Here is a 22,279-nt window from a genome sequence, read left to right as displayed (position 1 = left end):
GAAATATAGCGTTTTGTCAAGCTCATAACGGTTCGAATGCGCGGTTTTCCGGCGTTCCTGTGGCAGACTTGACGTTCGGGTAAAGTGGTTGACGGTACGGCATGGCGGGTTTCGTCTGCGCTTGTCGATCCCACCTGTTGCGCCTAGGCAACGGCGATCATGGTCAGCCAATCTTCGTCCGCGAATGCGGACACGCACATTCGCCCCGTCATTTCCGCCACCGGCCTGTACACTCCGACCGATGTCATCACGAACGAGGAGCTCGTCGAAAGCTTCAACGCGTTCGTAGAGCGTGAAAACGCTGCGAACGCGGGCGCGATCGAAGTTGGCGAAACGGAGGCGCTGCAACCGAGTTCGGTCGGCTTCATCGAGAAGGCGAGCGGTATCAAGGCGCGGCATGTGGTGGACAAGGAAGCGATCCTCGATCCCGCGATCATGGCACCGCGTTACCGCGAGCGCGGCAATGACGAATTGTCGCTGATGGCGGAGATCGGCGTGGCGGCCTGCCGCGAAGCGCTGGCGATGGCCGGTCGCGATCCCGAAGATGTCGATGCGGTGCTGTGCGCCGCCTCCAACATGCAGCGGCCCTATCCCGCGATGGCGATCGAGATCCAGCAGGCGCTGGGTACCGACGGTTTCGCCTTCGACATGAACGTCGCCTGCTCTTCGGCCACCTTCGGTATCCAGACCGCGGCCGATTACGTCCGCGCGGGCCATGCACGCAGCGTGCTGGTGGTCAGCCCCGAAATCACCAGCGGACATCTCAACTGGCGCGACCGGGACAGCCATTTCATCTTCGGCGATGTCGCGACCGCCGTGCTGGTCGAACGCGCGGACATGGCCCCGGCGGAGCATTGGGACATTCTGGGCACCAGGCTGAAGACCGTGTTTTCAAACAATATCCGCAACAATTTCGGCTTCCTCAATCGCGCCCATCCCGAAACGGTGGGCGCGGCGGACAAGCTGTTCGTCCAGGAAGGGCGCAAGGTCTTCAAGGAAGTCGTGCCGATGGTCGCCGAGATGATCCTGTCGGAAGCGGAGCGACTGGGTATCGACCCCACCTCCTTGCGGCGGTTGTGGTTGCATCAGGCCAATGCCGGCATGAACCGGCTGATCGCGCAGCGCGTGCTGGGGCACGAGGCAAGCGAGGACGAGAGCCCGACCGTGCTCGACAGCTACGGTAATACCTCCAGCGCGGGCTCGATCATCGCCTTTCATCGGCATCGCGCCGATCTCGCCCACGGGGATACTGGGCTCGTCTGCAGCTTCGGCGCGGGCTATTCGGTAGGCGCGGTGTTCCTGCGCAAGGTCGGCGCCTGACTGCGGTGCCACTCGCCGGTTTTGCTTGTGACGGCGAGGACCAGCCCCTAGGTTGAACCCATGGCAGGAGAATTGTTGGACAATCGGGGACGGGGCGAAGCGGGTTGGAACTGGCCCGCGATACATCCCGAAGGGCGTAAGTTCGGATTGATCGTCGCGGGTCTCGCGCTGGTCGCCGCGCTGTTCGCGTGGGAAACCATCGCCTGGCCGCTCGGCTTCCTGTCCCTCGGGGTGCTGGCCTTCTTCCGCGATCCGGAGCGGGTGGTGCCGCAGGGCGACAAATGCATCATCGCGCCGGCGGACGGGCTGGTTTCGCTGATTAGCACCGTGGCGCCTCCGGCGCAGTTGCAAGGGGCTGACCAGAACGGGCAGGAGGGCTTGCCCCCCGGCGAGGTCATCCGCGTGTCGATTTTCATGAGCGTGTTCGATGTCCACATCAATCGCGCGCCGGTGGGCGGCACGATCAGCCGCCTCGCCTACATTCCCGGCAAGTTCCTCAACGCCGATCTGGACAAGGCGAGCGAGGAGAACGAGCGCCAGCATATCCTGGTCACGCGCCCGGATGGGGTGCAGATCGGCTTCACCCAGATTGCCGGGCTGGTGGCGCGCCGGATCGTGCCCTTCGTGCAGACGGGCGATATGGTCGCGGCGGGGCAACGGGTCGGCCTGATCCGCTTCGGCAGCCGCGTGGACGTGTACCTTCCGGCCGGTACCGCACCTAAGGTGATCCTGGGCCAGAAGGTCGTCGCCGGGGAGACGGTCCTCGCAGAAATCGGTCAGGCTCCCGAAATAGAGGGGCTGCTGCAGTGAAGGTGCGGGGGTCGCGGCTTGGCCCCAAAGCCGCTGAAGACGAAACGTCGCCTGAGGCTGTGCGGGGGTCAGGACAGGGCCTCTCGCTTCGGGCCGTTCTGCCCAACGCAATCACCGCGGCGGCGATGTGCTCCGGCCTGACCGGAATCCGCTTCGCGATCTCGGGTGACTGGCGCGAAAGCGTGCTCGCGATAATTCTCGCGGGGCTGCTCGACGGGATCGACGGGCGCATCGCACGCCTGCTGAAGGCGCAGAGCCGGTTCGGGGCCGAACTCGATAGTCTCGCCGACTCGCTATCGTTCGGCATGGCGCCGGCCATCGTGCTCTATCTGTGGTCGTTGCAGGCGCTGCCCCGGCTGGGATGGATCGCGGCGCTGGCATTCGCGATCGCCTGCGCGCTGCGCCTGGCGCGTTTCAACGCACAGATCGACATGGACGAACAACCGCACAAGAGCGCGGGCTTTCTTACCGGCGTTCCCGCCCCGGTGGGCGCGGGGCTGGCGTTTCTGCCGGTCTATCTCTGGCTTGCGACCGGGTGGGAAGAATTCCGCAACGCGTGGCTCGTCGGGCCGTGGATGGCGCTGATTGCGTTCCTGATGATTTCGAACATCGCCACGCTCAGCTGGACCTCGATCAGACCCCGTCGAAACGTCAGGCTGGAGCTCATTTTCTTCGCCGGTCTCATCTTCGCCGCGCTATTGATCGAGCCCTGGTGGTCGTTGGCGGCCATTGCCTGCGGCTATCTGGTGTTGATGCCGCTGGGAATCGTCCGGTATGGACGGATCAGGCGGCAGCGCGCGGAAGCACGGCAAGCGGCTCGCCCGCTCGAAGCCGACGATCCGCTGCAATAATACGCCGCGACCGTGGCAAAGGCTGCGGATAGCGAATCATTTTCTTTTCCTGCTCGAGTTCGCCGCGCAGGGCCAGAAAGGCCCCGCGGGCACGCACCGCCGCGTCGGCAACGGTTACGAGCGATATTACCGCGACAACGGCAAACAGGGTGAAAAGGGCAAAACCAACCATGAGACCACCTTCCGTTCTTGATCCGCAAATGTCCGTCTGTTGACAAGTTGTGGAGAACAGGTGGACAACCTCGATGGAGCACACCTGTTCCGGATCGAGAGGCCATGTTCTCTATTTGTTCTCGCGGGTCAAGTGCTTTTCGCGCCGGGCCGATATACGGGTGCGGCGAATGGGGGCTGGATTTCTCCGGCGATCGTCGCTAATTGCCCCCGCGTCGCGCGGGACTCGGCTACATCGGTCGGGTATCGCACGGCAAAATCCACATGGAAGGCGCTGACATACCGGTGCCGCGCGCGGGTGATCCGCAACGCGGTTCCTGCCTTCCAGAGGTCAAACCGGAAAGGAATATGATTATGGCGGCTCCTACCGTCACCATGCAGCAATTGATCGAGGCCGGCGCGCATTTCGGCCACCAGACCCACCGCTGGAACCCGCGGATGAAGCCATATATCTTCGGCAACCGCAACGGCGTTCACATCATCGACCTGTCGCAGACCGTGCCCCTGATGGCGCGTGCGCTCGATTTTGTGGATGCGACCGCGCGGGCGGGCGGCAAGGTCCTGTTCGTCGGCACCAAGCGCCAGGCGCAGGAACCGATCGCGGAAGCCGCGCGCTCCGCCGGGCAGCACTTCGTCAATCACCGCTGGCTGGGCGGCATGCTGACCAACTGGAAGACGATCAGCCAGTCGATCAAGCGTCTCAAGACACTGGAAGAGCAGCTTTCGGGCGACACCCACGGCCTGACCAAGAAGGAAATTCTCCAGCTCACGCGCGAGCGGGACAAGCTGGACATGTCGCTGGGCGGCATCCGCGACATGGGCGGTATTCCCGATGTCATGATCGTGATCGACGCCAACAAGGAAGATCTCGCCATCAAGGAAGCCAACGTGCTTGGCATTCCGGTGGTCGGTGTGCTCGATTCGAACGTCGATCCGACCGGCATCGCTTTCCCCGTCCCGGGTAATGACGACGCCAGCCGCGCGGTCCGCCTCTATTGCGAGGCGTTCGGCGAGGCCGCGAAGAAGAACTCGGGTGGTGGCAAGAACGTCGGCGAGATGGAAAATCCGCCGGCAGAGGCTGAAGCCGCCGCCTGAACCGGCGAATGAACCGCCGTCACCGGCGCTTCACAAACAGACATTAGCCGCCCGGGTCGCACGCTCGACCCGGGCGCATTGCACTATCAAATTCGAGGAAACGAGACATGGCTGCTTTTACCGCCGCTGACGTGAAGAAGCTCCGCGAGAAGACCGGCGCGGGCATGATGGATGCCAAGAAGGCGCTCGAAGACGCGAACGGCGACATCGAGGCCGCGGTCGACGCACTGCGTGCCAAGGGTCTTGCCACCGCGCAGAAAAAGTCCAGCCGCACCGCGGCCGAGGGCCTGGTCGGCGTGGCCGTCGAAGGGACCAAGGGCGTCGCGGTCGAGGTCAATTCGGAAACCGACTTCGTCGCCAAGAACGACAAGTTCCAGGACTTCGTGCGCAAGACCACCGAAGTTGCGCTGGGCGTGGACGACGACGATGTCGAAGCGCTGAAGGGCGCGTCCTACCCCGATGGCGGCACCGTGGGCGACAAGCTGACGGATAACGTTGCGACCATCGGCGAGAACCAGCAGGTCCGCCGCATGAAGACCGTCAGCGTCGATAATGGCGTGGTCGTTCCTTACATGCACAACGCCGTCTCGCCGAACCTCGGCAAGATTGGCGTGCTCGTCGCGCTGGAAAGCGAAGCCGACGCCGACACGCTGGAAGCGCTGGGCAAGCAACTCGCCATGCACATCGCCGCCGCGTTCCCGCAGGCGCTCAACGCCGAGGGCCTCGATCCCGAACTGATCGAGCGCGAGCGTGCGATCGCCAAGGAAAAGGCGGCCGAGAGCGGCAAGCCGGAGAACGTCCAGGAAAAGATGGTCGAAGGCGCCATCGGCAAGTTCGCCAAGGAGAACGCCCTTCTCAGCCAGCTGTTCGTGATGGACAACAAGACCCCGATCGGCGACGTCGTGGCGAAAGCTGGCAAGGATGCCGGCAAGCCCATCGTGCTGAAGGACTATGTCCGCTTCCAGCTCGGCGAAGGCATCGAGAAGGAAGAAAGCGATTTCGCAGCCGAGGTGGCCGCTGCCGTCAAGGGCTGAGCGGTTCTCGACCGAAATCTGGGGGCGGCGCGCCGATGGGCGCGTCGCCCCTAATCGTATGCGCGGCCCTTCGCCGTGACGATTTCCATGAGCGCGTCCCAGCTAACCGGTTCGCCTTCATAGCTATGGATGTATCCGGTCGCGATACGGGGGAAGGCGCGGATCGCCCTCTTGTGCGCGCCGCGATAGGCGAAGGCGCGCATCGCGCCCGCGTTTTCCCAGGTCGTGATCGTGCAATAATGATCCCCCAGCCGGTCGACGCCGACCGAGAGATTGCCGGGCGCCTTGCGCGGTTGGGAGAGCGAGCGCAGCGTGTGCCACCAAAAGCGTGGCGCGTTTGCCGGACTTCTCAGTTTCAACGCGGTCAGAACGGTGTAAACCATGGGCGAGCGCCTCTGCCGGGACATCGCCCGACATCATCCGGCTTTCCCTTTGCGCGTTCAAGCCCTTGTCGCTAAGGACCGCCGCGACCCGCCCTCCAACCGGACCACCCCTGACTATGACCGCGCCCGCCTATAAACGCATCCTGCTCAAGCTGTCGGGCGAGGTGCTGATGGGCGACCAGAGCTTCGGCATCGATCCGGCCTTCGTCGCGGAGCTGGCGCAGGAGGTGAAGGCGGCCAAGGATACCGGGCTGCAGATCTGCCTCGTCATCGGCGGCGGGAATATCTTTCGCGGCATGGCCGGGGCGGCGCAGGGCATGGACCGCGCGCAGGCCGATTACATGGGCATGCTGGCGACCGTAATGAACGCGCTCGCGATGCAGAACGCGCTCGAGCAACTGGGTGTGCAGACCCGCGTCCAGAGCGCGGTGCAGATGGATCAGGTGTGCGAGCCGGTCATCCGACGCCGCGCCGAGCGGCACCTGGAGAAGGGCCGCGTGGTGATCTTCGCCGCCGGGGTCGGGGCACCTTATTTCACCACCGACAGCGGCGCGGCGCTGCGCGCGGCGGAAATGCGCTGCGACGCGCTGTTCAAGGGCACCAGCGTCGACGGGGTGTACGACAGCGATCCGAAGAAGAACCACGCCGCGAGGCGTTTCAACACGGTCACTTACGACCGCGTGCTGGCAGACAACCTGAAGGTCATGGATGCCTCCGCCGTGGCGCTGTGCCGTGACAACGCGATCCCGATCGTGGTCTTCTCGATCCGCGAGAAGGGCAATCTGGCCCGGGTGCTGGCGGGCGAGGGCGTGCAGACGATAGTGAAAGAGGAAGCCTGATCATGGCAAAATACGACAAAAGCGATATCGAGCGCCGGATGCAGGGCGCGGTGGACAGCCTGAAGGGCGACCTGTCGGGCCTGCGCACAGGTCGTGCGAACACCAGCCTGCTCGATCCCGTGGTGGCCGAGGTCTACGGCGCGATGATGCCGCTGAGCCAGGTCGCGACCGTCTCCGCCCCCGAGCCGCGCATGCTGAGCGTGCAGGTGTGGGACAAGTCGAACGTCAGCGCGGTGGAGAAGGGGATCGCCAAGGCTAATCTGGGCCTCAACCCGATGACCGACGGGCAGACCATCCGCCTGCCGATGCCCGACCTGACGGAGGAGCGGCGCAAGGACCTGGCGAAGCTGGCGGGCGAATATGGCGAGAAGGGCAAGATCGCCATCCGCAACGTGCGCCGCGACGGGATGGAAGCGCTGAAGGAAGACGAGAAGAAGAAGGAAATCTCCGAAGACGACCGCAAGCGGTCCGAGGACGAGGTCCAGAAGCTGACCGACAAATACGTCGCCGAGACCGATACGGCGGTCGAAAAGAAGGTTCAGGAAATACTGAACCAGTGAGAGGCCCTGGCGGTCCCTCGCGAAAGCCGCATCATGGCATCTGAATCCGCATCGGCCCGCCATGTGGCTATAATCATGGACGGCAACGGGCGCTGGGCGAAGCGGCGCCATCTGCCCCGCGCGCTCGGCCACAAGCGGGGGGTGGAGGCGGTGCGCGAACTCGTGCGCGCGGTGCCGGCCATGGGGATCGAGTGCCTGACGCTCTATGCCTTCAGTTCGGAGAACTGGAAGCGGCCGGAGGACGAGGTCGGGGATTTGATGAACCTGATGCGCAAGTTCATCAAATCGGACCTGCCCGAATTCATCGAGAACGGCGTGCGGCTGCGGATCGTCGGTGATTGGCGCGCGCTCGATTCCGACATCGTCGCCATGCTGGAAGACGCGCTGGAGCGGACGGCAAACGGTACGCAGACGCTGGCGGTGGCGCTGAATTACGGATCGCAGCAGGAAATCGCGCGTGCGGCGACCCAGGCGGCGCACGAGGGGGAGATCACGCCCGATACGATCGCCGCGCATCTCGATACCGCCGATCTCCCGCCGCTTGACCTGCTGATCCGCACCAGCGGCGAAGTGCGCCTGTCGAACTTCCTGCTGTGGCAATCGGCCTATGCGGAAATGATTTTCGTCGATACGCTGTGGCCCGATTTCACCCCGGCGCACCTGCGGGACGCGCTGGCCCGGTTCGCAGCGAGGGAGAGGCGCTATGGCGGACGTTGACGACGATGTGCGCAAGCGCGACCGGCTGAAGGCGCGCGCGCAGCGCTACCTCCCGGTGCCGATCTCGGTCCGCACCGGCGATCTGCCGCGCCGCGCGGCCAGCGCGCTGGTCATGGTCGCGGTCGCGGGCGGGGCGCTGTGGATCGGCGGCTGGCTGTGGAGCGGGCTCGCGCTGATAATCGGGCTGTGGGCGCTGTACGAATGGACCGCGATCGTCTGGCGCATGACGCAAAGCGCGGGTCGCCGCGCGGCGGGTTTGGTCCTGGGCCTCTGCTATATCGGCTATGCCACCTTCGTGATCGCGGCGCTGGGCAACGACCAGATTCTGGGCAGCGCCGGTGAAGGCCGGATCGGCGGCCCGCTGATCGCGCTGATCGCCAGCGTGATCGCGACCGATACGGGGGCCTATTTCGCCGGGCGTATCATCGGCGGGCCAAAGATCGCGCCCAGGATCAGCCCTTCCAAGACGTGGGCTGGTCTGGCGGGCGGCATGGCGGGCGCGGCGCTGGTACTGGCCCTGTTCGCATCGGGCGGACGGCTTGCCCTCTCGGTTCCGGCGGCGATCGTGCTGGGCGGGGTGGTCGCGGTGGTCGCGCAATGTGGCGATTTTCTGGAAAGCTGGATGAAGCGAAAGGCGCATGTGAAGGATTCGGGCTCGCTCATTCCTGGACACGGGGGCATTCTCGACCGGGTCGATGGGCTGATCGCGGTATCCTGCGTGCTCGGCTTCGTGTTCATGGGCACGTTGATGCAGGCGACCGACCTCTGACCCGCTCGATCACCATTCTGGGCGCGACCGGTTCGGTCGGCACATCCACGCTCGACCTGCTGCGGCGCGAGCCGGGTGAGTGGCGGGTCGAGGCGCTGACCGCCAATTGCAGCGCGAAGGAGCTGGCCGCGCTGGCCCGCGAATTCGATGCGCGTCTCGCGGTCGTGGGCGACGAGGAGTGCCTGTCGGAGCTGCGCGCGGCACTGGAAGGTAGCGGGATCGAGGCGGCAGGCGGCCAGCGCGCTTTGTGCGAGGCCGCCGCGCGCCCCGTCGACATCACCATGGCCGCCATCGTCGGCTGCGCCGGGCTCGCCCCGGTCATGGCCGCCATCGAGCAGGGCGGCACCATCGCGCTCGCGAACAAGGAAGCGCTGGTTTCCGCTGGCGAGGTGATGACCACCGCGGTGGAAAAGCACGGTGCCACGCTGCTGCCGGTCGATTCGGAGCACAACGCGATCTTCCAGTGCCTCCATGGCAACGACGTGGCTGAGGTACGCTGGATCACGCTCACCGCCAGCGGCGGGCCCTTGCGCACCTGCTCCGCGGAAGAGCTGGCGCGCGTCACCCCGGAACAGGCGGTGGCGCACCCCAACTGGAGCATGGGCGCAAAGATCAGCGTCGATTCGGCGACGATGATGAACAAGGGGCTGGAGCTGATCGAGGCCCACCACCTGTTCCCGGTCGGGCTCGATCGCATCCGCATCGTGATCCATCCGCAAAGCGTGATCCACTCGATGGTGGAATACCGCGACGGATCGACCCTGGCGCAGCTCGGGCCGCCGGACATGCGAGTGCCGATTGCTTCGTGCCTCGCCTGGCCGCGGCGGATGGAAACGCCGTGCGCGCCGCTGGACCTGCCCGCGATCGGCGAACTCAGCTTCTTCGCGCCCGACGAGGTACGCTTTCCCGCCACACGGCTGGCGCGGGAAGCGGCGGAAGCGGGAGGGGCAGCCCCGGCGGTCCTCAACGCGGCGAACGAAATCGCCGTCGCCGCGTTTCTGAAGGGTCACCTTCCGTTCACGCGTATCGCGCTAGTGGTGGAAACCGTGCTGAATGAGAGCAACCTGCCGCCTGCGCCCGAAAATCTGGAGGACGTGCTCGCGCTCGACGCCGCCACGCGTCGGCGCGCTGCCGCGTTGCTGGAGACCACCTGAATGACCGGCTCGCCGCCTTTCTGGATGTATATCGTCGGGTTCCTGCTGCTGCTGGGGCCGCTGGTGACGGTGCATGAGCTGGGGCACTACCTCGTCGGGCGGTGGTTCGGAGTGAAGGCGAAGGCGTTCTCCATCGGCTTCGGCAAGGAATTGTTCGGCTGGACCGACCGACGCGGCACGCGGTGGAAGGTCAGCATGCTGCCGCTGGGCGGCTATGTGCAGTTCAAGGGCGATATGAACCCCGCCAGCGTGCCGGATGCGACCGGCCATGACGGGCTGACGGCGGAAGAGCGCGACGGCGCGTTCCAGTACGCGGCGCTATGGAAACGGGCGCTGATCGTGTTCGCCGGTCCGGCCACCAACATCATCGTCACAGTGGCGATCTTCGCCGCGTTCTTCACGATCTTCGGCCGCCCGGTCGCTGCCGATCCCGCCGAGACGAACGTGATCGCGAAATTCGCCGAACAATCCGCCGCGCGAGAGGCCGGGTTGCGGGTGGGGGACCGGATCGTCGCCATCAATGGGGACACGGTTCCGGAATTCTCCTCGCTGCAGCAGAAGGTACTCATGTACCCGGGCCAGACGCTGCGCTTCACAATCGAGCGTGACGGCGCGCGGCGAGAAATTCCCGTCACCCCTAGCGATACCGTGGAAACCGATAAGTTCGGCAATCAGTCTCACGTCGGGCGGATCGGCGTCTATTCCAGCCAGATCCGCATTGCGGAGGTCGGCCCTCTGGAGGCTATTCCGCTGGCCGTGCGGCAATCGGTCGACGTAGTCCGGCTGATGGTCACCGGCATCGGTCAGATCGTCACCGGGCACCGCTCGGTTCAGGAACTGGGCGGACCGATCAAGATCGCCAAGTATTCGGGCGAGCAGCTGAGCCTGGGACCGATCGCGTTCGCGAACCTTGCCGCGCTGATCTCGATTAACTTGGCATTCATTAACCTGTTGCCAATTCCCGCGCTCGACGGCGGGCATCTGGCGTTCTATGCGGCGGAGGCGGTTCGCCGCAGGCCGGTCGGCCCGCAAGGGATGGAGATGGCGTACCGCACCGGCTTCGCACTCGTGCTGATGCTGATGCTGTTCGTGACCTTCAACGACTTGGTGTCGTTGCCGCTGTTCGGGTAACGGCGGCGATCGGGTGGGATTATCCCACGCGGTCGCTTGATCGGGGGGCACGCATCGGGCAATAGGGCGCGGCTTGACCGACCCCTGCCGCCGCGATGCGTGACGATACGAAAATCCGGGGGCGGGTGGACGAACTGGACGGGACTTTTTCCGAATATGAATGGCAGCACTTTCGGGCGCGAAACCATTTCGCACAGCCATGGGCGTTTTATCCTCAGCCTGCTGGGGGGCTCCATACTGGCTGGCCTGCCGCTTCCCGCCTTGGCGCAGGAAACGCAGGACGGTGCCGATGCGCCGGCGACTTCCGAGGCGCAGGCTCCGCGCCAGGACGTGATCCGCACGATTTCGGTGCGCGGTGCCCAGCGGCTCGAGCCGCAGACCATCCTCAGCTACATCAATCTGCGCCCGGGGCAGGTCTATACCGCCGCCGCCGCCGACCAGGCGCTGAAGGATCTGGGCGCGACCGAGCTGTTCTCCAGCTTCTCCATCCGTAACGAGAATGGCGATGTCATCATCGACCTGACGGAAAACCCGGTCATCAACCGGATCATTCTGGAAGGGAACAAGCGGCTCAAGAACGACAAGATCCTGCCCGAGATCAAGCTCGCGCCGCGTCAGATCTTCACCCGGTCGAAGGTGCGCGCGGACGTTGCCCGCATCATCGAGCTGTACAAGCGGCAGGGGCGCTTTGCCGCCACCGTCGAACCGCAGACCGTCCAGCTGAGCCAGAACCGCGTCGACCTCGTCTTCGAGATCAACGAAGGGCCGAAATCCAAGGTCCGCCAGATCAACATCATCGGGAACGAGAAGTTTTCCGATGGCGACCTGCGCGATCAGATGGTCACCAAGCAGACCGGTTTCCTGAGCTTTTTGAAGGGGAATACCAGCTACGATCCGGACAAGCTGGCGTTCGACCAGCAGAAGCTGCGCGAATTCTACCTGACCGAAGGGTATGCCGATTTCCGCGTCGTTTCCGCGGTCGCCGAGCTGACGCCCGACAAGGAAGACTTCATCATCACCTACGTGGTGGAGGAAGGCGAGCGCTACAAGTTCGGCGACGTCAAGGTCGAAAGCCAGATCCGCGATTTCGACAGCGAGGGCCTGACCAAGAGCCTGACGATCAACAAGGGCGACTGGTACAACGCCAAGACGATCGACGACGCGGAAGAGGGCCTGACCGAACTCGCCGGAACGTTCGGCTACGCCTTCGCCGATGTCCGTTCGCAGGTTCGGCGCAACCCCGAAACCAAGACGATGGACATCACGCTGGTCATCAGCGAGGCACCGCGCGTCTATGTCGAGCGGGTCGACGTCAACGGCAACACCCTGACGCAGGACAAGGTCGTGCGCCGCGAAATGCGCTTGGTCGAAGGCGATGCATTCAACACCCTGCAGGTGAAGCGGTCCAGCAACCGGATCGCGTCGCTGCGCTACTTCCAGGATAATTTCGAGATCGAGCAGAAGGAAGGGTCCGAGCCCGACCGGATCGTTCTCGAAGCGAACGTGGAAGAACAGCCGACCGGCGAGCTGCAGCTTTCGGCGGGCTTCTCCTCGCTCGAACGGTTCCTGCTCGCGGCATCGATCAAGCAGCGCAATTTCCGCGGTCGCGGGCAGACCGTCGGCGCCTCGGTGCAGTGGTCGCGCTATTCGCGCAGCTTCAACCTCAGCTTCTCCGATCCCTACGTGTTCGATCGCAACCTGTCGCTCGGCGTGGATGTCTATCGCCGGGACTTCAACAGCTTCAATTTCATCGGCAGCAACCGGCAGACCACGTACGAGCAATCGACCACCGGTGCTTCGTTGCGCCTCGGCTTCCCGGTCACCGAATACATCTACGCCATCGGCAGCTACACCTTGAACTTCGACGACGTAAGTGTGGACGAGTCGACCTATTTCTTGGACTTGGACGGGGACGGGATTCCGACGTGCGAACCGCTGCTGGCGGGTCGCTATCTGTGCGATGCGCTGGGCAAGCGGACGAGCTCCATCCTCGGGATGACGCTCAATTACAGCACGCTCAACAACTCCTACCATCCCTCGCGCGGCAATCAGGTGACCCTCACTGCCGAATATGCGGGGCTGGGCGGTTCGGTGAAGTTCGCGCGCGTACGCGGCAGCGCGTCCAAGTTCTGGCCGGTTCTCAACAACTTCATCTTCTCGCTGCGTGCCGAGGGCGGGTATATCAAGGGTTTCGGCAGCACCAACGGGGTCGACGACGTCCGGCTGACCGACCGTTTCCAGCTCGGCGAACCGGAATTCCGCGGGTTCGACATCCGCGGCGTGGGGCCCCGCGTGCTGCGTCAGGCCTATGACACCACGACGGGCGAGTATATCACGGAGCGCGACCGGCTGATCGGCGACGACGCGCTGGGGGGTAAGGCATACTATCTCGGTCATGCGGAGCTCGAGATTCCGCTCGGTTCGGGCGCGAAGGAACTGGGGCTGCGGCCGTCGGTGTTCGTCGATGTGGGCGCGCTGTTCAATGTCGAGCGCCCGCAAACGACCACGCTGACCGAAGACCTCAAAATCTACCAGCAGACGTATAACGGGGTGACCTCGCAGACCACCAATGCGACCGCCCCGGACGGTACGGCCAACATTCCACTCCGCACTATTCCGGCGTTCCGCGAGCTCTTCCTGGGCGACACGGCGAAGCCGCGTGTGACCGTGGGTATCGGCGTCAACTGGAACTCGCCCTTCGGTCCGTTCAGGATCGATTTCGCCAGGGCCATTACAAAGCAGCCCGGCGACGACACCAAGACATTCACCTTCAACGTAGGGACGCAATTCTGATGAAAACAGTTTTCAAACCTCTCCTCGCCCTGGGTCTCGCGACCGCTTCGGTCGCCGCTCTCCCGCTTCCCGCTGCCGCGCAGGTGGCAAAGGGCGTAGGGGTGGTGAACCTGCCGGCGATCGTGGCGAACTCGCAGGCGTTCCAGACCGCGCAGCAGCAGCGCCCGACGACGTATGCCGCGCAGATCCAGCAGGCGACCACGCGCAATCAGCAGATCGAAGCGCAATTGAAGCCGCTCATCGACAAGTTCAATGCCGACCGCCAGGGTGGCAGCGTTTCCAACGACGCCCTGCAGGCGCAGGCGGCGCAGATCCAGCAGATCGACCAAGCTGGCCAGGCCGAAATTCAGCGTATCCTGGCACCTGTCGCGGCTAGCCGTGCCTATGTTCAGGAACAGATCCAGGACAAGCTGGAGGCGGCCATCCAGGCTGCGGCGAAGAAGAAGAACATCACGCTGGTACTGGATTCGTCCCAGGGTCAGGTGGTCTTCGCCGAGCCGTCATACATGCTGTCGCAGGACGTGGTGAACGAACTCAATACTCTGCTGCCGACCGCGCAGCTGGTGCCGCCGGAAGGCTGGGTGCCGCGCGAAGTTCGCGAACAGCAGGCGCAGCAGGCTGCGATGCAGAACCAGACCGGCGGCCAGCAGGCGCCGCAGCAGCAGATCGAAGGGCGCTGAGCCGCAGGTGATGGCCGAGATGGAATCCTACGACATCCGGCAGGTGCTAAAGGCGCTGCCGCATCGCTATCCGTTGCTCCTCGTCGATCGGGTCAAGTCGATCACGCTCGGCGAGGAGATTCACGCGGTGAAGGCGGTGACCTTCAACGAGGATTTCTTTCAAGGCCATTTCCCGGGCGCGCCGATCATGCCCGGCGTGCTGCAGATCGAGGCGCTGGCGCAGGCTGCGGCGATCCTCGGTATCGAGACGCTGGAGCTGGCCGGAACGGGCAAGCTGGTTATCTTCATGGGGATCGAGAACGCCAAGTTCCGCAAGCCCGTGGAGCCGGGCTGCCTCCTCGATCTGGAAGTGCAGTTCCTGCAGAAGCGAAGCCGGGTCTACAAGTTCAAGGGCAAAGCGAGCGTCGAGGGAAATACGACGTGCGAGGTCGAATTCACCGCGATGATCGCCGACCCGCCTTCCTGAGGTGCGATAGCTGCATCTAGGGTGGCCGGCCCTGCTTCTTGCCAAATGCCTCGCGCGGCGCTAAGCGCGCGCCTTTCCCGATTACAGCTGGCCCGGTCGGAACCGGGCTATTGCTACGAAGGACCGATATAATGAAATCCGAAGCGCATCCCGACTACCACACCATCACCGTCAAGATGACCGATGGTACCGAGTTCCAGACCCGCTCCACGTGGGGTAGCGAGGGCGATACGCTCGCGCTTGAGATCGACCCGACCAGTCACCCGGCCTGGACCGGTGGCAAGCAGCAGCTGCAGGAAGGTGGCCGCGTCGCTGCGTTCAACAAGCGGTTCGGTGGTCTCTCGCTCAAGAAGAAGTAAGCGCTTCCGACCAATGGGTTTCGAAAGGGCGGTCCTGCGGGCCGCCCTTTCTCGTTCGGTTCCTATTCCCAGCCCCACGGCCGCTCGCGGTACCATCGCGTAATCACGTATTTGGTGCCCTTGCGCACTTTCATCCCATGGTGGAGCGTGTCGGGATTGGGGGCGCCGTCCGCTCGCATGTTGTTCCACGCCAGGGCCTTGCCGGTTTCGGGCTGGAAAATCTTGCGTGCCGCTTTGAACCGTGTGCCGCCGCCCGCCTCGACCTGGTTCAGATAGATCATCACCGTCCAGGTGCGCTGGCCCGCGACGGAGCAGTATTTGTCGTAATCCTGTCCGCCCGGCTCGAAGTAGTCGGTGTGCGGTTTGAACTCCTGACCCGCCGCATACCGCTGACCCTGCAGGGGTTCGCCATGGGCTGGATCGATACCGGTCCATTCGTGCAGCATGGCGTTTAGCTGCCGCGTCTCGAGTGCTTCTTCGGGCAGATCGCAGGTTTCGCTGGTGCGGAAATAGGCGTCGCCGTTGGGATCGGCCAGGGTCGAGGGGCGACGGCTCGCGTCGATCATCTCGATCAACCGCTTGCACAATTCCGGATCGAGGAAGCCTCTTCGCTGGACGAGTTCCAGCCGGTCCGAAGGCAGTTTCTGCGCGCGCTCCGCGCGCAGCAGGAACTCGATACTGGATTCGCCGAGAGCGGTCATCGACGATGCGAATACCCATCGCAGCATGCTCCGCCAAGCCCGGGTAATTTTGTTTCGCGAGACGCCCGCTCAGGTAGATTTTCCTTTGCAAATTCGCCTGCCTGTGTAACAGGCGCAGCCCGAACATGGGCGGCCTTGACGATGCTGCCGATGGGCGTAACAGCCCCGCCGTGCGCGGGTTTCCTCACCGGGACACGGGGCATGTGGCGATCGTAGCTCAGTTGGTTAGAGCGCCGGTTTGTGGTACCGGAGGTCGGGGGTTCGAGACCCCTCGATCGCCCCATTTCTCCCACGCGCATCCATTCTTATTCCCCCAATACAGGCGGGCGCGCGAGACATGACGGCTTTCTGGACCGAACCCGATTACGACGATCACGAACTGGTGGAACTGGTTCGCGATCCGCATAGCGGGCTCACCGCCATCATTGCCGTCCATTCGACGCATCTCGGCCCCGGCGCGGGCGGCACCCGGTTCTGGCACTATGCCGAGCCGAAGGATGCGATGCGCGATGCGCTCCGCCTCAGCCGCGGCATGAGCTACAAGAACGCCATGGCCGGACTGCCGATGGGCGGGGGTAAGGCCGTCATCCTCGCCGACGAGGACGGGACCAAGACGCCCGACCTGCTCGCCGCCTTCGGCGACGCTGTCGAGGCGCTGGGCGGGAAATACGTCACCGCGGAGGATGTCGGTATCGGCGAAGCGGATATGAGCGCGGTGGCCGAGCGAACTTCATACGTGTCCGGCCTGCCGGTCGAAGATGGCCAGGCGGGCGGCGATCCCGGGCCCTTCACCGCGATGGGCATCTATCTCGGCATCAAGGCGGCCGTTGCGCACAAGCTGGGCAAGGACAGCGTGGAGGGCGTCCATGTCGCTATCCAGGGCACCGGCAGCGTCGGTGGTGGTGTCGCCCGGCTGCTGGCGAAGGACGGCGCGAAGCTGACCCTTTCCGATATCGACGAAGATCGCGCCGCGCGGATCGCCTCGGAGCTGGGTGCGGACACGGTTTCTCCGGACAGAATCATGGGCGTTGCCTGCGACGTATTCAGTCCCAATGCGCTGGGCGCCATCCTCGACGATGAAGGGATCGCCCGGCTCGATTGCGCGATAGTGGCCGGCGGGGCGAACAACCAGCTCGCGCGGGCGCATCATGGAAAGGTACTGGCGGATCGCGGCATCCTCTATGCCCCCGATTACGTCATTAACGCCGGAGGCATCATCTCGGTGACGCTGGAATATCTGTGCCGGACCGAGGGGCAGCCCTGCGATATCAACGAGGTGCGCAAGCGCATCGCGCAAATCCCCGAGCGACTGATCGAGATCTGGCAGGAAAGCGAGCGCAGCGACCTTTCTCCGGACGTGGTGGCCGATCGCATGGCGCAGGAGCGCATCGGGCGCCGCTGATCGCGGGTGTTTCCTGCCCGACAATCCGAAAGGCCGCTTGCCCGCGTCGCGTCGCCCTGCCAATGCAGGAGCGGATCGATCTAGCATGCACGGTTTCGCCAATCCCCGCCGTTTTTTGAGCCTTGCGCGCTGGCTGACGCCCGTGCTGTTGCTGTCGGGCCTGTTCGTAACGGCAGCGGCACTGTGGTGGGGTCTGACACGCGTGCCGCCCGACCGGCTGATGGGGGAAACCGTGCGCATCCTTTTCCTGCATGTGCCCGCCGCATGGCTCGGGATGGGCGGCTGGACCACGATCGCGATTTCCAGCCTGGCCTTCCTGGTCTGGCGCCATCCGCTGGCCGCGATCGCGGCGCGCGGGGCGGCGGTGCCGGGCATGGTCTTTACCGCGATCTGCCTCGTTACCGGATCGATCTGGGGCCGACCCGCCTGGGGCGCATGGTGGGTATGGGACGGACGGCTGACCAGTATGCTCGTGCTTCTGTTCCTCTATGCCGGTTACATCGCGCTGGCGCAGGCGGTGGAGCGCGAGGGTGCCTCCGCCCGCATTCCGGCAATCTTCGGGCTGGTCGGCGCGATCAACATCCCGATCATCAACCGCTCCGTCGTATGGTGGAACTCGCTGCATCAGCCGCCCAGCATCACGCTCGGCAAAAGCGCGATCGATCCGGTATTCCTGTGGCCGTTGCTCGCCGCTACGCTCGGCTTCTCCTTGCTATTCGGCGGCGTGGTGCTTGCGCGAATGCGCGCGCTGTTGGCCGACATGCAGGCCGAAGCGCGCCTGCGGCGCCGGGCGATGGAGGCGGCCTGATGAAGGAAGCGCTCGACCAATGGGATTTCGTGGTCGCCGCCTACGCGATCGGCGTCGTCGGAACGCTGGCGACGGTCGCATGGAGCTGGTGGGCGATGAAGCGTGCCGAGGCGCGCCGCGAGAAGGCACGACGCAGATGAGCGCGCTCAAGCCAAAGCACCAGCGGCTGGTCCTGGTGGTAATCGCAATGGTAGCGCTGATCGGCGCGGCCCTGCTGGCCGCATGGGCGCTGCGCAGCCAGGCGAATTATTTCTACCTACCCGACCAGATGGAGCAGAACCCGCCCGCACCGGGCCAGGCGGTGCGGCTTGGCGGTATGGTACAGCGCGGTTCGGTGAAGCAGATGGCCGACGGGGTCTCGATCACCTTCACCGTCGGCGGCCGCGGGGCGATCGTACCGGTGCGCTACAGCGGCATTGTGCCGGACCTGTTTACCGAAGGCTCGGGTGTCGTCGCAGAGGGCTCGCTCGGGCGCGATGGAGTTTTTACCGCGACCAACCTGCTCGCCAAGCATGACGAAAACTACACGCCCCGCGAGATGCAGGGCCTGGATGATGGCACCGCGTCGAAGATGGCGCGCGACACCACGGTCGGCCTTTAGATGATCGCCAATCTCGGTCTCGCCGCGCTATGGCTCGCGACGGCGCTGTGCGTGTTGCAGCTCGTGACCGGTGCGCTGGGTATGCGGGCGGAGGGAGACGATATCGCCCGGCTCGTGCGCCCCGCGGCGATCGTGCAGGGCGGGCTGGTCGCCGTGGCGTTTCTCAGCCTTATCTACGTTTTCGCGATTACGGACCTCTCGGTCGCGCTGGTGGCGGCGAACAGCCATGCCGACAAGCCGATGATCTTCAAGCTGGCGGGCGCATGGGGCAATCACGAGGGCTCGATGCTGCTATGGGTCACCGTTATGGCGGTGGCCGGCGCGGCGATCGCGGCGTTCGAGTATCGTCTGCCCGAACGGACCATGCGCGCCACGCTGGCGGCGCAGGCCTTCGTCGGGCTGGGCTTCTACGCCTTTCTGCTGCTCAGCTCCAATCCGTTCGAGCGGCTGTCGCCCCCCGCCGTTACCGGGGCGGGCCTCAACCCGTTGCTGCAGGACATCGGTCTCGCGTTCCATCCGCCCACGCTCTATTTCGGCTATGTCGGACTTTCGGTCGCATTCAGCTTCGTCGTCGGCGCGCTGCTCACCCGCCAGGTGACGCCCGACTTCGCCCGCGCGGTCCGCCCATGGATCCTGGGGGCCTGGGTGTTCCTGACCGTGGGGATCACCGCGGGGAGTTACTGGGCCTATTACGAGCTCGGCTGGGGCGGCTGGTGGTTCTGGGACCCGGTCGAGAACGCCAGCCTGATGCCGTGGCTGGCCGGTACGGCATTGCTCCATTCGGTCGGTGTCCTCGCCGCGCGCGACGCGCTGCGGACGTGGACGGTGCTGCTGGGTGTCATCGCCTTCTCGATGAGCATGGTCGGCACGTTCCTGGTGCGTTCGGGCGTGTTGACCAGTGTGCACGCATTCGCGGTCGATCCGGAGCGGGGGGCCTTCATCCTCGCACTGCTGACAATCTACATCGGCGGGGCATTGACCCTGTTCGCCCTGCGCGCGGGCAGCATCGCGGAAGGGGAGCGGTTCGCGCTGGCGAGCCGGGAAAGCGCGCTGGTGATCAACAACGTCATGCTCAGCGCCATATTGGCGGTGGTGCTGGTGGGCACGCTCTATCCGTTGCTGACCGAGGCGTTCGGCACGCGGGTGTCGGTCGGACCGCCCTATTTCAACCCGGTCAGCGCGATCTTCGCCGTGCCCATGCTGGTGGTGATGATGGTTGGCCCTCTGCTGCGCTGGCGGCGGGACCGGCTGACGCGCATCGCGAAACCGCTTGCGCTCGCCGGGGCCGTCACGCTCGTAACTCTGATCGTGTCGATCGCGATGGGCGTGGCGCTGCTCCCGCTGCTCGGGCTTGCATTGGGGCTGGGACTGGCGGTGGGGAGCGTCTTGCCGCTGTGGCGCAGGCGACTGACCCGCACGCCGCTGACGACCTGGGGAATGGTCGTCGCGCATTTCGGGATCGCGGTCGCCGTTCTGGGGATGGCCAGCGAGAGCGGTTTTTCGAGCGAGCGCCTCGTGGCGCTCACTCCGGGCGCGGATACGACGATTGCCGGCTGGACCGTCCGGCTGGAGGGCGTCGACCCCGTCGCCGGTCCGAACTGGACGGCGCTGGAGGGGCGGATGATGGCACAGCGTGCCGATGGAGCGGTTCACCCCCTGCGGCCCCAAGCGCGCAGTTTCACCGATCCGGTGCAGTCAACGACCGAGAGTGCCCTCCTGACGACGTGGGACGGGCAGCTCTACGCCGTGCTGGGGAATGCCGCGGGTGAGGGGCGGTGGCAGGTGCGCCTGTGGTGGAAACCCTTCGTCACCCTGATCTGGCTCGGCGGGCTGCTGGTGGCGCTGGGCGGCTTGCTTTCGATCGCCGGGCACCTGCTGGTGCGGCGGCGCCAGAGCGCATTTCGAGTGCGGCTGGCACAGCGGCGCGCGGATGTCGCGGAACTGGCGGCATGAACCGGCTGGCTTTCCTCGTCCCGCTACTGCTGTTCCTGCTCTTCGCCGGGGTTGCGGGCTATATGCTGACCCAGCCGAAGGACGAGACGGTGAAGAGCGCGATGATCGGACGTCCGCTTCCCGCGTTCGACCTGCCGGGCGAGAGCGAGGACGCGCCGCGCCTCGCCAGCGCTTATTTCGCCGATGGCACGCCGCGGCTTCTCAACGTATGGGCGAGCTGGTGCGTGCCGTGCGTGGCGGAGGCGCCACAACTCGAGGCGTTGCAACGCGCCGGAGCCCCAATCGTTGGCATTGCGATACGGGACACGCCGGAGGATATCGCCCGCTTCCTCGCCCGAAATGGCGACCCGTACATCCGCATCGCGCGCGACGACATATCCCAGGTGCAGCTTGGCATCGGATCTAGCGGCGTGCCCGAAACCTTCGTCATCGATGGCCGAGGTATCATCCGTTACCAGCATATAGGCGACGTTCGGCCGGACGACGTGCCTGTCTTGTTGCGACAGTTGGAGCAGGCGCGGTGAGGGCGCTATTCGTCTGTCTCGCGCTGCTGATATCGGTTCCTGGTCCCCTGCTGGCGCAATCGGCAGTTCCGCCTGCACCCTATGCGAATGCGCAGCTCCCCGATCCCAGGCAGGAAGCCGAAGCGAAGGAGCTGATGGAAACGCTGCGATGCGTTACCTGCCAGTCGCAGTCGATCGCCGACAGCGACGCCGCGATGGCGGGCGACATGCGCCATCAGGTTCGCAGCCGGATCGCCGCGGGGGAGGAACCGGAGGCGATCCGCCGCTCGATGATTGCGCGTTACGGTGACTATATCAGTTACGCCCCTCACATGGACGGCGCCACCTGGCCCCTCTTCTTGCTGCCAGTAATCCTCCTGCTGGCCGTGGCCTTGCTGATCTGGCGGCGGCTGGGCCGGGGCGGGAAGCGGGACGCATGAGCTGGGTCGCAGCAATACTTCTCGCGGGGCTCGGGTTCCTAGGCGGCGCGACGCTGCTGAGGCGCGAGCGCGGGCTGTGGACGCTGTTCGCGGCGGCGCTGGTGTTCGGTCTCGCGGGCTTCGCCTGGCAGGCCAGTCCGGCATTACCCTCCGCCCCGGGCCAGTCGATGAAGGATACAGCCTCCGCCGACACGCAAATGATGGAGGCGAGACGTGAATTCTTCTCCGCCACCGATCCTCGTAGCCGCTATGTCCTGACGGCCGATGCTTTCGCCCGCCGCGGCCGGTCGGACGACGCCGCGGGCATGCTGCACAATGCGGTGCAGGAAAATCCGAGCGACGGGGAGGCCTGGCTCGCGCTCGCGACCGTTTTGGTCGAGCATGCGGGCGGCCGGTTGGCGCCCCCTTCGCTTTACGCTTTCGAGCGAGCGCAGGCGCTGCTTCCCGGCAATCCCGGCCCCGCCTATTTTCTCGGCATAGCGGCCTTACGCGAAGGGCGGTTCGAGGACACACGTGAAATCTGGGCGCAAGGTGTGGCGCAGGCGAAGCCCGGCGCGCCGGGGCGCGACCTGCTTGCGATGCGCTTGGCGCAGCTGGACGAGATCATCGCCGCCATGTCCGCACGGGGCACGGACGCGTTACGACCCTAGCGAAGCGTTGCGCAGGTTCCGGCGTGCTGGTAATCGCGCGCCTCGCAATATGCGCTTGAGCGGAGTCGCCATGATGACCAAGCGCCAAA

26 protein-coding genes and 1 tRNA gene are annotated in these 22,279 nt (G+C 64.9%); 25 read left to right on the top strand and 2 right to left on the bottom strand.

Features of this window, described 5'->3' with window-relative positions; all coding sequences use genetic code 11:
* Window positions 1-159: 159 nt before the first annotated feature.
* The 6 genes from MKP08_RS12730 (at window position 160) to tsf (ending at window position 5,281) form a co-directional block, all read left to right on the top strand.
* Window positions 160-1,320 carry a beta-ketoacyl-ACP synthase III gene (locus tag MKP08_RS12730; RefSeq protein WP_241554142.1) on the top strand — a complete coding sequence of 387 codons (1,161 nt, stop codon included), beginning with the start codon at window positions 160-162 and terminating at the stop codon, window positions 1,318-1,320.
* A 60-nt stretch (window positions 1,321-1,380) separates the two neighbouring features.
* Window positions 1,381-2,130 (top strand): phosphatidylserine decarboxylase, encoded by a 750-nt coding sequence (locus MKP08_RS12725; protein ID WP_241554141.1) that lies wholly within the window; start codon window positions 1,381-1,383, stop codon window positions 2,128-2,130.
* Between the two features lie 59 nt (window positions 2,131-2,189).
* Window positions 2,190-2,981 carry a phosphatidylcholine/phosphatidylserine synthase gene (locus tag MKP08_RS12720; RefSeq protein ID WP_241554140.1) on the top strand — a complete coding sequence of 264 codons (792 nt, stop codon included), beginning with the start codon at window positions 2,190-2,192 and terminating at the stop codon, window positions 2,979-2,981.
* Entirely contained in the window at window positions 2,905-3,174 is a 270-nt protein-coding gene (locus MKP08_RS12715) for a hypothetical protein (RefSeq protein ID WP_241555623.1), read from the top strand. The genes MKP08_RS12720 and MKP08_RS12715 overlap by 77 nt, the downstream gene beginning before the upstream one ends.
* A 332-nt stretch (window positions 3,175-3,506) precedes the next feature.
* On the top strand, window positions 3,507-4,247 hold the full coding sequence (rpsB, locus tag MKP08_RS12710; RefSeq protein ID WP_241554139.1) for a 30S ribosomal protein S2: 741 nt from the start codon (window positions 3,507-3,509) through the stop codon (window positions 4,245-4,247).
* A gap of 107 nt (window positions 4,248-4,354) precedes the next feature.
* Complete coding sequence (gene tsf, locus MKP08_RS12705) at window positions 4,355-5,281, top strand: translation elongation factor Ts (protein ID WP_241554138.1); 927 nt, start codon at window positions 4,355-4,357, stop codon at window positions 5,279-5,281.
* Between the two features lie 50 nt (window positions 5,282-5,331).
* On the opposite strand, the gene MKP08_RS12700 is transcribed toward tsf, so the two are convergent.
* Window positions 5,332-5,664, bottom strand: coding sequence for a hypothetical protein (locus tag MKP08_RS12700; protein WP_241554137.1), 333 nt, complete (start codon window positions 5,662-5,664; stop codon window positions 5,332-5,334).
* Between the two features lie 116 nt (window positions 5,665-5,780).
* Here MKP08_RS12700 and pyrH point away from each other — a divergent pair, with 116 nt between their 5' ends.
* The 10 genes from pyrH to rpmE all read left to right on the top strand — a co-directional run bounded on the left by pyrH (window position 5,781) and on the right by rpmE (window position 15,132).
* Complete coding sequence (gene pyrH / locus MKP08_RS12695; RefSeq protein WP_241554136.1) at window positions 5,781-6,503, top strand: UMP kinase; 723 nt, start codon at window positions 5,781-5,783, stop codon at window positions 6,501-6,503.
* A 2-nt stretch (window positions 6,504-6,505) separates the two neighbouring features.
* Complete coding sequence (gene frr, locus MKP08_RS12690; RefSeq protein ID WP_215227794.1) at window positions 6,506-7,063, top strand: ribosome recycling factor; 558 nt, start codon at window positions 6,506-6,508, stop codon at window positions 7,061-7,063.
* 33 nt (window positions 7,064-7,096) lie between these two features.
* Complete coding sequence (gene uppS / locus MKP08_RS12685) at window positions 7,097-7,780, top strand: polyprenyl diphosphate synthase (protein ID WP_241554135.1); 684 nt, start codon at window positions 7,097-7,099, stop codon at window positions 7,778-7,780.
* A complete protein-coding gene (locus MKP08_RS12680) occupies window positions 7,767-8,549 on the top strand; it encodes a phosphatidate cytidylyltransferase (protein WP_241554134.1) in 783 nt (260 codons plus the stop codon). The genes uppS and MKP08_RS12680 overlap by 14 nt, the downstream gene beginning before the upstream one ends.
* Complete coding sequence (locus MKP08_RS12675; protein WP_241555606.1) at window positions 8,546-9,703, top strand: 1-deoxy-D-xylulose-5-phosphate reductoisomerase; 1,158 nt, start codon at window positions 8,546-8,548, stop codon at window positions 9,701-9,703. Before MKP08_RS12680 ends, MKP08_RS12675 begins: the two co-directional genes overlap by 4 nt.
* The gene (gene rseP, locus MKP08_RS12670) at window positions 9,704-10,834 is read left to right on the top strand and encodes an RIP metalloprotease RseP (protein ID WP_241554133.1); all 1,131 of its coding nucleotides are present in this window, start codon (window positions 9,704-9,706) and stop codon (window positions 10,832-10,834) included.
* A gap of 156 nt (window positions 10,835-10,990) precedes the next feature.
* On the top strand, window positions 10,991-13,627 hold the full coding sequence (gene bamA, locus MKP08_RS12665) for an outer membrane protein assembly factor BamA (protein ID WP_241554132.1): 2,637 nt from the start codon (window positions 10,991-10,993) through the stop codon (window positions 13,625-13,627).
* Window positions 13,627-14,307 (top strand): OmpH family outer membrane protein, encoded by a 681-nt coding sequence (locus MKP08_RS12660; protein ID WP_215227798.1) that lies wholly within the window; start codon window positions 13,627-13,629, stop codon window positions 14,305-14,307. Before bamA ends, MKP08_RS12660 begins: the two co-directional genes overlap by 1 nt.
* A gap of 10 nt (window positions 14,308-14,317) precedes the next feature.
* A complete protein-coding gene (gene fabZ, locus MKP08_RS12655; protein ID WP_241554131.1) occupies window positions 14,318-14,773 on the top strand; it encodes a 3-hydroxyacyl-ACP dehydratase FabZ in 456 nt (151 codons plus the stop codon).
* 131 nt (window positions 14,774-14,904) lie between these two features.
* On the top strand, window positions 14,905-15,132 hold the full coding sequence (gene rpmE / locus MKP08_RS12650) for a 50S ribosomal protein L31 (RefSeq protein WP_215227800.1): 228 nt from the start codon (window positions 14,905-14,907) through the stop codon (window positions 15,130-15,132).
* Window positions 15,133-15,194: 62 nt separating this feature from the next.
* Here the strand turns inward: rpmE and MKP08_RS12645 are convergent, their stop codons facing one another.
* Window positions 15,195-15,833: a 2OG-Fe(II) oxygenase gene (locus MKP08_RS12645; RefSeq protein ID WP_241554130.1), complete on the bottom strand. Its 639-nt coding sequence runs from the start codon at window positions 15,831-15,833 to the stop codon at window positions 15,195-15,197.
* Between the two features lie 206 nt (window positions 15,834-16,039).
* Here MKP08_RS12645 and MKP08_RS12640 point away from each other — a divergent pair.
* The 9 genes from MKP08_RS12640 to MKP08_RS12600 all read left to right on the top strand — a co-directional run bounded on the left by MKP08_RS12640 (window position 16,040) and on the right by MKP08_RS12600 (window position 22,190).
* Window positions 16,040-16,116 (top strand) — tRNA-His (locus MKP08_RS12640).
* A gap of 54 nt (window positions 16,117-16,170) precedes the next feature.
* The gene (locus tag MKP08_RS12635) at window positions 16,171-17,235 is read left to right on the top strand and encodes a Glu/Leu/Phe/Val dehydrogenase (protein WP_241554129.1); all 1,065 of its coding nucleotides are present in this window, start codon (window positions 16,171-16,173) and stop codon (window positions 17,233-17,235) included.
* An 85-nt stretch (window positions 17,236-17,320) separates the two neighbouring features.
* The gene (ccmC, locus tag MKP08_RS12630) at window positions 17,321-18,043 is read left to right on the top strand and encodes a heme ABC transporter permease CcmC (RefSeq protein WP_241554128.1); all 723 of its coding nucleotides are present in this window, start codon (window positions 17,321-17,323) and stop codon (window positions 18,041-18,043) included.
* Complete coding sequence (locus MKP08_RS12625) at window positions 18,043-18,183, top strand: hypothetical protein (protein ID WP_215227804.1); 141 nt, start codon at window positions 18,043-18,045, stop codon at window positions 18,181-18,183. The genes ccmC and MKP08_RS12625 overlap by 1 nt, the downstream gene beginning before the upstream one ends.
* The gene (gene ccmE, locus MKP08_RS12620; protein ID WP_215227805.1) at window positions 18,180-18,644 is read left to right on the top strand and encodes a cytochrome c maturation protein CcmE; all 465 of its coding nucleotides are present in this window, start codon (window positions 18,180-18,182) and stop codon (window positions 18,642-18,644) included. The genes MKP08_RS12625 and ccmE overlap by 4 nt, the downstream gene beginning before the upstream one ends.
* Entirely contained in the window at window positions 18,645-20,597 is a 1,953-nt protein-coding gene (locus tag MKP08_RS12615) for a heme lyase CcmF/NrfE family subunit (RefSeq protein ID WP_241554127.1), read from the top strand.
* A complete protein-coding gene (locus tag MKP08_RS12610) occupies window positions 20,594-21,121 on the top strand; it encodes a DsbE family thiol:disulfide interchange protein (protein ID WP_241554126.1) in 528 nt (175 codons plus the stop codon). The genes MKP08_RS12615 and MKP08_RS12610 overlap by 4 nt, the downstream gene beginning before the upstream one ends.
* Window positions 21,118-21,540 carry a cytochrome c-type biogenesis protein gene (locus MKP08_RS12605; protein WP_241554125.1) on the top strand — a complete coding sequence of 141 codons (423 nt, stop codon included), beginning with the start codon at window positions 21,118-21,120 and terminating at the stop codon, window positions 21,538-21,540. Before MKP08_RS12610 ends, MKP08_RS12605 begins: the two co-directional genes overlap by 4 nt.
* Window positions 21,537-22,190, top strand: coding sequence for a tetratricopeptide repeat protein (locus MKP08_RS12600; RefSeq protein ID WP_241554124.1), 654 nt, complete (start codon window positions 21,537-21,539; stop codon window positions 22,188-22,190). Before MKP08_RS12605 ends, MKP08_RS12600 begins: the two co-directional genes overlap by 4 nt.
* Window positions 22,191-22,279 lie beyond the last annotated feature (89 nt).

The organism is Erythrobacter sp. LQ02-29 (assembly GCF_022576075.2).
Classification (GTDB): domain Bacteria; phylum Pseudomonadota; class Alphaproteobacteria; order Sphingomonadales; family Sphingomonadaceae; genus Alteriqipengyuania.
Note: the sequence above shows the minus strand (reverse complement) of the source record. Positions and strands in the feature narration are given on the sequence as shown.

Coding starts and splice junctions, on each gene's coding strand:
- rpsB (WP_241554139.1), top strand. CDS start 3,507: ATGGCGGCTCCTACCGTCACCATGCAGCAATTGATCGAGGCCGGCGCG.
- MKP08_RS12615 (WP_241554127.1), top strand. CDS start 18,645: ATGATCGCCAATCTCGGTCTCGCCGCGCTATGGCTCGCGACGGCGCTG.
- MKP08_RS12715 (WP_241555623.1), top strand. CDS start 2,905: ATGGACGGATCAGGCGGCAGCGCGCGGAAGCACGGCAAGCGGCTCGCC.
- MKP08_RS12660 (WP_215227798.1), top strand. CDS start 13,627: ATGAAAACAGTTTTCAAACCTCTCCTCGCCCTGGGTCTCGCGACCGCT.
- MKP08_RS12700 (WP_241554137.1), bottom strand. CDS start 5,664: ATGGTTTACACCGTTCTGACCGCGTTGAAACTGAGAAGTCCGGCAAAC.
- MKP08_RS12610 (WP_241554126.1), top strand. CDS start 20,594: ATGAACCGGCTGGCTTTCCTCGTCCCGCTACTGCTGTTCCTGCTCTTC.
- tsf (WP_241554138.1), top strand. CDS start 4,355: ATGGCTGCTTTTACCGCCGCTGACGTGAAGAAGCTCCGCGAGAAGACC.
- MKP08_RS12625 (WP_215227804.1), top strand. CDS start 18,043: ATGAAGGAAGCGCTCGACCAATGGGATTTCGTGGTCGCCGCCTACGCG.
- MKP08_RS12635 (WP_241554129.1), top strand. CDS start 16,171: ATGACGGCTTTCTGGACCGAACCCGATTACGACGATCACGAACTGGTG.
- rseP (WP_241554133.1), top strand. CDS start 9,704: ATGACCGGCTCGCCGCCTTTCTGGATGTATATCGTCGGGTTCCTGCTG.
- MKP08_RS12645 (WP_241554130.1), bottom strand. CDS start 15,833: ATGACCGCTCTCGGCGAATCCAGTATCGAGTTCCTGCTGCGCGCGGAG.
- bamA (WP_241554132.1), top strand. CDS start 10,991: ATGAATGGCAGCACTTTCGGGCGCGAAACCATTTCGCACAGCCATGGG.
- ccmC (WP_241554128.1), top strand. CDS start 17,321: ATGCACGGTTTCGCCAATCCCCGCCGTTTTTTGAGCCTTGCGCGCTGG.
- MKP08_RS12725 (WP_241554141.1), top strand. CDS start 1,381: ATGGCAGGAGAATTGTTGGACAATCGGGGACGGGGCGAAGCGGGTTGG.
- uppS (WP_241554135.1), top strand. CDS start 7,097: ATGGCATCTGAATCCGCATCGGCCCGCCATGTGGCTATAATCATGGAC.
- pyrH (WP_241554136.1), top strand. CDS start 5,781: ATGACCGCGCCCGCCTATAAACGCATCCTGCTCAAGCTGTCGGGCGAG.
- MKP08_RS12730 (WP_241554142.1), top strand. CDS start 160: ATGGTCAGCCAATCTTCGTCCGCGAATGCGGACACGCACATTCGCCCC.
- ccmE (WP_215227805.1), top strand. CDS start 18,180: ATGAGCGCGCTCAAGCCAAAGCACCAGCGGCTGGTCCTGGTGGTAATC.
- MKP08_RS12680 (WP_241554134.1), top strand. CDS start 7,767: ATGGCGGACGTTGACGACGATGTGCGCAAGCGCGACCGGCTGAAGGCG.
- MKP08_RS12600 (WP_241554124.1), top strand. CDS start 21,537: ATGAGCTGGGTCGCAGCAATACTTCTCGCGGGGCTCGGGTTCCTAGGC.
- frr (WP_215227794.1), top strand. CDS start 6,506: ATGGCAAAATACGACAAAAGCGATATCGAGCGCCGGATGCAGGGCGCG.
- fabZ (WP_241554131.1), top strand. CDS start 14,318: ATGGCCGAGATGGAATCCTACGACATCCGGCAGGTGCTAAAGGCGCTG.
- rpmE (WP_215227800.1), top strand. CDS start 14,905: ATGAAATCCGAAGCGCATCCCGACTACCACACCATCACCGTCAAGATG.